Source organism: Neisseria sp. P0013.S005 (assembly GCF_051958425.1).
GTDB lineage: Bacteria > Pseudomonadota > Gammaproteobacteria > Burkholderiales > Neisseriaceae > Neisseria > Neisseria subflava.
On the sequence record NZ_JBQCVL010000025.1, the window covers coordinates 1 to 7,156 of the forward strand.

Genomic DNA, 7,156 nt, shown 5'->3' on the forward strand with positions numbered 1-7,156 from the left:
CTGGATGGCATTATGCGCAAAGCCCGCCGCAACCGTCCGCTGACGGAAGCGCAAACCAAACGCATCTGAAGGCGATGTGTTTGAACCTGTTGAAAGCGGCCAACAGGCTAAGTGTGCCTGTTGCCGCCTAAAAGGCGGTCCGGATGCCTTATTATGGGGTATCCGGGGAGGATTAAGGGGGTATTTGGGTAGAATCAGGAGTGATTGGGGCGGAAACAGCCGGAAGCCTGGGTTTGGGCTTCGGCTGTTGGGTGGAGGGGGATTTTTGCAAAGGTCTCATATTGTGAATCAGTCCGGACAGGCCGCTGGTGCTGTTGATGGTGACCATTCCGAGACCGTGGCGCAGGAAAACGGGCAGGGGGACATCATGGACGTAAGTCACGCGGCCTTTGAGTTCGGGGTGTTCTTTGATAAGGCGCTTAATGTCGCGCCAGTAGTCGATAAAACCGCGGTCCATCGGGTGATGCTTGATGATGATGTTGGTATCGGAAGGCGCGTGCTCGGCAAATGAACTCAAAACATGGAGCAGGAAGCTGCGGACGCTGGGAAAGTCGCAATGGATACGGACTTGGCTGTCGTTGAATACCTGCAGGGGAACAATAAAAAACTTGCCGTATTTGCCTGCTTCCACACGTTTGGCGATTTGGATGTCTTCAATATAGTAGTTCAAACGCTTGAGGATGGAGAGCGACCACAGTTTGAGGTAATGGCCGGCATTGGGCGCGCGGTGGTGGATGTAGTCGGGGTATTTGCGTGGGTTGCGGAACAACTCGATATAGTAACGGATGGCGTTTTTTGCCATGGGCGTAAAACCGCCGCGTACCGGCGTTGGCGCTTTATATTCTTGCTGGGCAAGCTTAGGGAATTGTTCAAGAAAAAAGTCGGTACGGCGAGGCAGAGGGGAGAATGCGTTGACGCCGTCTTTTTCTAAGGTGATGTAGTAGGGGCGGAAATAGCCTTCTTCAAATGCCCAGAAACTGGCTTGGTTTTCGTTTGCAATGCGTTTTGCAATGACATGATAAGGGCGTGTGTCGCCAAAGCAGACAACGGCCTGGATGTGATGTTGAACGATGTATTCTTGCAAAAATTCAGGAAAGGCCTCGTAGTCGTCGTTAAAAACAACGGTATGCGCTTGAGTGGGCGGATAAAAATAGTCGTCGCCTGCATTAAAGTTGAATTTATGTACGGTTTTACCGTTTTCAGTCAGCCAGTCGGCAAGGCGCAGAAAAAAATTGCCGACAGGGCCTTGAAGCAGCAGGATATTTTCTGCGCTTTCAAGCAGGTTTTGCAGATTGTTTTTGAGGACGGTCTGTTTCATGTCGCAATGTAGTTTTGTTTTTTTATGTAATAGTTTTAGGTTGAATTTTCAAGCATACGCCAAGAGAATTAACGATGCAAAGGCAATGATGACGCAATAGAGGCAAGTTTATGATGCATTGTTAATTTATATGGTATTTATTTGAAAGATCGATATAGTTGTTTGATTTTACCTAGTTTTTTAGCAAAGTACCCGCGATGTAATCCGTTGTTGTTTTTTTGCATATTTTTTTGTCGTATCAGGATTTGAGCTGCGGTTTCCGCATTGATGGCCTGATGGGTTTCGGGGTGGATGTAGTCGGGGTAGTGGATGAGCGTGCCTGCAATCAGCTGCCAAAGCTCAAGCCTGCGGCTGCGGCGCGGAATGGGCAGCAGATCTTGGGTAAGCCCCCAGCCTGCATAGAAATGCAGGCCGTAGCAACTGACTTTTTTGCCGCGCAACAAGGCTTCAAAACCGGTTAGCGAAGTCATGGTATGTACTTCGTCTGCGTATTGGAGACAGGTCAGGATGTCGGCTTGCTCGGCGGTTTGGTTGGCATATCGTGCCGTATCATCAGGGGAAATATGGCCGATGCGGTTACCGCTGACTACATCGGGATGTGGTTTGTAAATGATATAGGCATTGGGATTGCGTTCGCGTACGGTACGGAGCAAATCCAGATTGCGATAGATTTGGGGTGAACCGTAGCGGATAGACGCGTCATCTTCAACCTAGCCGGGAACGAGGATCACGGTTTTGTCGGTTGAAGGGGCGGTAAAATCTGAGCTGCCGACGTTGTATTTGCTGATGTGGTTTTCGGTCAGCATTTTTGCAACTTCAAGGCCGTCTGAAAGTCTTGATTGTCGAAGTTTTGGTTTTGTAGGATGTATTCGAGACGGGACGGGGTTTCGGCATTGAAGTAAATACCCATATCGTCGGTAACGAGCGACAGCGGCGGCACTAAGTTGGAGCCGAGTCCGACCGAGCGGATAAAGCCGTCTTCCATGGGCAGCAGGGGGATGTGGTGTTGTTCGGCAAAGCGGACGATGGCCTCTTTGCCGTTGCCCCAAGCAAGGATGCGTGTATCGTCGGACAGTTTGACCCCGGCCAGTTTTTGGGTGGAAGAGATAAATTTCAGACGGCAAGAGGGTACGTTAAAGAACGGTTTGGCAACCGCGCGTTTCCACAAAGACATACCGACGCAATATAACTCGCCACGCAATTTGTCGTTTTTGCGTTTGACCGTCGCCAGATAGTCGATGACATCAAAGAGGTTGCCTGCTTCGCCGGTATTGGGGTTGAGGTAGCGGCTGTATTGCAGATAAGCTGCGGCGAAGAGCTGCAGCAAGTTGCGGGGGCGCGGCGTTGGGTTTGAACAAGGCTGCCGATTTTAGGATGGCGGTCGTCGCTTACACCCCATCCGGCATACCACGGCAGGCCGAAGGTGGTCAGCGGCTTGCCGCACAAAAGTGCCTCAAAACCCATTTGCGAGGTAACGCAATAAACTTTATCGACGTTTTGCAACAAAGAAATCGGATTGATGTCTTCTGCCAAAAGATGGACGCGGTGTTGCTGCGCCAGTTGGGTCAGATAGCCTTGTTTTTTGCCGCACAAAACATCGGGATGGGTTTTGACCCAAATATCGGCTTGCGGGTTTTCATTTAAAGCCGTCTGAAACATCAGTTCAAACGTAGAGGCGTCTGCGCCGCCATATTGGATGGCCATATCGCCGAAGGTTTGGTCGATAATGAGGACGGTTTCAGACTTGGATGGGGAGCGTAAGGGATGATTGTCTGAAAGTTCGGGCGCGTGGTTGTATTTGGACAGGTGGTGTTTTAGGATGAAATCCATCGCCTGCCGCGCCTGAGCCAAGGTTTCAGACGGCATGGCATCGGCGGCAAGAATCAGTTGTTCCAAACGCGAAGGACGTGTGGTGTCGTAGTAGATGCCGATGTTGTCATAGACGATGGAGTAGGGGGGATAACCGGCGACTCCCAGGCCGAGCGAGCGTAAAAGCCGTCTTCCAAAGCAATAAAGGGAAGCTGGTGTTCGGCGGCAAAAGCACGCGCTTTGTGTGTCGTTAGGCGCAAACCCCAGCCGACCACAGCCTCTGCTCCTTTTCCGTCTTTGCAGATATGAAACTCGGGCAATAGGGTGGAGAGATGGGGGATTTTGCGGATGCTGCGAGAGGGAATGTAGGCGTTTTTCACAATGCGTTTTCGTCGATTATTGTTATTAATGGATTGTAGGCCGTCTGAAAAGAGGAACATTCTTTCAGACGGCCTGAATAGTCTTAAAACGTGACTGCTTCGGCCAATACTTTGCCTGCCAAGTCTTTAGGCGACAGGTTCGGCTCGCCTTGCAACGGCCAGTCGATGCCGACGGTCGGATCATTCCAAATCAGCGAGTGTTCGGCTTTGGGGTTGTAATAGTCTGTGCATTTATAGACGAACTCGGCTTCATCGCTCAGTACATAGAAGCCGTGTGCGAAACCTTCGGGTACCCACAGTTGGCGTTTGTTTTCTGCGGACAGAATTTCGCCCACCCATTTGCCGAAAGTGGGGGAGTCTTTACGCATGTCGACAGCTACATCGAATACTTCGCCGACAACCACGCGTACGAGTTTGCCTTGTGTGTTTTCGGTTTGATAGTGCAGGCCGCGCAATACGCCTTTGCTGGATTTGGAATGGTTTTCCTGCACGAAGGTGCGGTTGCAGACTTGGGTCTTGAACCACTCGTCGCGGAAGGTTTCCATAAAAAAGCCGCGCGCGTCGCCGAAGACTTGGGGCTCAAGCAGTTTTACGTCAGGAATGGCGGTATCAATGATGTTCATCTTTTTATCTTTCATCTAAAGGCCGTCTGAAAAGTTTCAGACGGCCTCAAACATTATTTTTTCAACAGGCGCAGCAAATATTGGCCGTATTGGTTTTTCGCCATCGGGCGCGCCAGTTCTTCCAGTTTTTCATCGGAAAGCCAACCGTTGCGCCAAGCGATTTCTTCCAGGCAGGCGATTTGCAGGTCTTGGATGTTTTGCACGGTTTGGACGAATGAAGCGGCTTCGTGCAGGCTCTCGTGGGTGCCGGTATCCAACCATGCGAAACCGCGTCCCAAAAGTTGTACCGACAATGAACCGTCTTCCAAATACATTTGGTTGAGGTCGGAAATTTCCAATTCGCTGCGGGCGGACGGTTTGATTTGTTTGGCGAATTCGACGACGCGTTGGTCGTAGAAGTACAAGCCGGTTACTGCCCAGTCGGATTTGGGCTGTTGCGGTTTTTCTTCGATAGACAGGGCGTTGAAGTTTTCGTCAAATTCGACTACGCCGAAACGCTCGGGGTCTTTGACCTGATAACCGAATACGGTTGCGCCGTGGGTCTTGGCGGCGGCCTGTTTCAATGTTTGCGTAAACGATTGGCCGTAGAAAATATTGTCGCCCAAAACCAAGCAAACATTGTCGTTGCCGATAAATTCTTCGCCGATGATAAATGCCTGTGCCAAGCCGTCCGGACTGGGTTGCACGGCATAACTGATGGAAATACCGAAATCGCTGCCGTTGCCGAGCAGGCGTTTGAAAGAGGTGTTGTCTTCAGACGTGGTAATCACCAAAATATCGCGGATTCCTGCCAGCATCAATACGGACAGGGGATAGTAAATCATGGGCTTGTCGTACACGGGCAGCAGTTGTTTGGATACGCCGCGCGTGATGGGGTAGAGGCGTGTGCCGCTGCCGCCGGCAAGGATGATGCCTTTCATGGGTTTTCTCCTGAGTAGTGTGTGTTTGCATGATTTTCAGACGGCCTAATATGGGAAAAGGCCGTCTGAAAACTTATTTTCCGGTGCCTAAACGTTCCAAACGATAGCTGCCGTTCAATACGTTTTGCCACCAAGTTTTGTTGTCCAAATACCATTGCACTGTTTTGCGGATGCCGGATTCGAATGTTTCCTGAGGTTTCCAGCCCAGCTCTCTGCCGATTTTGGCAGCGTCGATGGCGTAGCGTACGTCATGGCCGGGACGGTCTTGCACGAAGGTAATCAAATCTTCATAACGCGTTACACCCACTGGTTTTTCAGGAACAAGCTCTTCCAGCAGGGCGCAGATGGTTTTGACGACTTCAATATTGGCTTTTTCACTGTGGCCGCCGATATTGTAGGTTTCGCCGACAACACCTTCGGTAACAACCTGATACAGCGCGCGCGCGTGGTCTTCGACAAACAGCCAGTCGCGGATTTGCATACCGTCGCCATAAACAGGCAAGGGTTTGCCGTCCAGCGCGTTCAGAATCATCAAAGGAATGAGTTTTTCCGGGAAATGGTAAGGGCCGTAGTTGTTGGAGCAGTTGGTTACGATGGTAGGCAAACTGTAAGTACGCAACCATGCACGGACGAGGTGGTCGCTGGATGCTTTGGAGGCAGAGTAGGGGCTGGACGGCGCGTATGGTGTGGTCTCAGTAAACAAATCGTCTGTGCCGTGTAAATCGCCATAGACTTCATCGGTAGAAATATGGTGGAAGCGGAAAGCTTCGCGTTTTTCAGACGGCATCCGTTGCCAGTAGGCTCGGGCCGCTTCAAGCAGGTTGAACGTGCCGACGATGTTAGTTTGGATAAACTCGCCTGCGGAATCGATCGAGCGGTCGACATGACTTTCCGCCGCCAAGTGCATCACGGCATCGGGCTGGTGTTGTGCGAATACGCGGTCAAGTTCGGCGCGGTTGCAAATATCCACTTGCTCAAAAGCATAGCGAGGATTATTGGCTACCTCGGTCAGAGATTCCAAATTGCCGGCATAAGTCAGCTTATCGACATTGACGACGGAGTCTTGGGTGTTTTGGATAATATGACGGACAACGGCAGAGCCGATAAAGCCCGCGCCGCCGGTAATAAGGATTTTCTTCATAAGTTTCAGAGGATAGCCAAAAAATATGAACGGATTATAGCAGACAGAATATGTGTTTTTCAGATAAAGAGGCCGTCTGAAAACATCTCTTTCAGACGGCCTGCATCAGGTCAACTTAATCGTCGTAGCCATTTGGGTTGTTGCTGACCCAACACCATGAGTCTTCCATCATCTGCGCCAAATCGCGTTTGGTTTTCCAACCAGTTTGTGCTTTGGTGTAGGCAGGGTCGGCGTAAAAGCACGCCAAATCGCATCGCGACGCGGTTTGATTTGGAACGGAATGGTCAAGCCGGAGGCTACCTCAAAAGCACGGATGATTTCCAATACCGAATAAGCACGTCCCGAACCCAAATTAAACAGATGTACGCCCGAAACATTGCTTTTCGCCTGCATCGCTGCCACATGGCCTTCCACCAAATCCATCACATGGATATAGTCGCGCATACCCGTACCGTCGGGAGTAGGATAGTCATCGCCGAAGACTGACAATTGCGGCAGCTTGCCTGAAGCCACTTGGCAGATATAAGGCAGCAGATTGTTCGGGATACCGTTTGGCTGTTCGCCGATCAAACCGCTTTCATGCGCACCGATAGGGTTGAAATAGCGCAACAAAATCACGCTCCAATGCGGATCGACCTTTTGGATATCCGTCAAAATGCGCTCCACCATAGACTTAGACGTGCCGTAAGGGCTGGTCGTATCTCCCGGTTGCATATCTTCCGTATAAGGCACTTTACCCGGATCGCCGTAAACCGTAGCCGATTAGCTGAACACAATCTTAAATACGCCGGCACGCACCATTTCTTCTGCCAATACCAAGCTGCCCGACACATTGTTGTCATAGTATTTCATTGGTTCGGCCACGCTTTCGCCGACTGCCTTTAAAAGTGTAGAAACTAGTAGCGTTGTTTACAGTATTTCCAGGAGAATACTGAAACATGAACATGCACAAAAACACCCGTCTC

The 7,156-nt window shown here is 50.6% G+C and carries 4 protein-coding genes and 5 pseudogenes; 1 reads left to right on the forward strand and 8 read right to left on the reverse strand.

Annotation, left to right across the window (positions count from 1 at the left end; all coding sequences use genetic code 11):
• A pseudogene (locus ACTHTA_RS11025) lies at positions 1-131 on the forward strand (IS5/IS1182 family transposase); the annotation flags it as partial.
• Between the two features lie 146 nt (positions 132-277).
• Here ACTHTA_RS11025 and ACTHTA_RS11030 read toward each other — a convergent pair.
• From ACTHTA_RS11030 to galE, 8 genes and pseudogenes are all read right to left on the reverse strand, one after another.
• Positions 278-1,318 (reverse strand): annotated as a pseudogene (locus ACTHTA_RS11030) (capsular polysaccharide export protein, LipB/KpsS family); the annotation flags it as partial.
• 137 nt (positions 1,319-1,455) lie between these two features.
• A pseudogene (locus ACTHTA_RS11035) lies at positions 1,456-2,016 on the reverse strand (capsular polysaccharide export protein, LipB/KpsS family); the annotation flags it as partial.
• 101 nt (positions 2,017-2,117) lie between these two features.
• Complete coding sequence (locus tag ACTHTA_RS11040; protein ID WP_308888490.1) at positions 2,118-2,492, reverse strand: capsular polysaccharide export protein, LipB/KpsS family; 375 nt, start codon at positions 2,490-2,492, stop codon at positions 2,118-2,120.
• Positions 2,432-3,567 (reverse strand): annotated as a pseudogene (locus ACTHTA_RS11045) (capsular polysaccharide export protein, LipB/KpsS family). Before ACTHTA_RS11045 ends, ACTHTA_RS11040 begins: the two are co-directional and overlap by 61 nt.
• 23 nt (positions 3,568-3,590) lie before the next feature.
• Complete coding sequence (rfbC, locus tag ACTHTA_RS11050) at positions 3,591-4,130, reverse strand: dTDP-4-dehydrorhamnose 3,5-epimerase (protein WP_049349314.1); 540 nt, start codon at positions 4,128-4,130, stop codon at positions 3,591-3,593.
• 53 nt (positions 4,131-4,183) lie between these two features.
• Positions 4,184-5,050 (reverse strand): glucose-1-phosphate thymidylyltransferase RfbA, encoded by an 867-nt coding sequence (gene rfbA, locus ACTHTA_RS11055; RefSeq protein ID WP_313971477.1) that lies wholly within the window; start codon positions 5,048-5,050, stop codon positions 4,184-4,186.
• Between the two features lie 73 nt (positions 5,051-5,123).
• Entirely contained in the window at positions 5,124-6,191 is a 1,068-nt protein-coding gene (gene rfbB, locus ACTHTA_RS11060; protein ID WP_308888493.1) for a dTDP-glucose 4,6-dehydratase, read from the reverse strand.
• A 115-nt stretch (positions 6,192-6,306) separates the two neighbouring features.
• Positions 6,307-7,076, reverse strand: a pseudogene (gene galE, locus ACTHTA_RS11065) (UDP-glucose 4-epimerase GalE); the annotation flags it as partial.
• Positions 7,077-7,156: the final 80 nt, after the last annotated feature.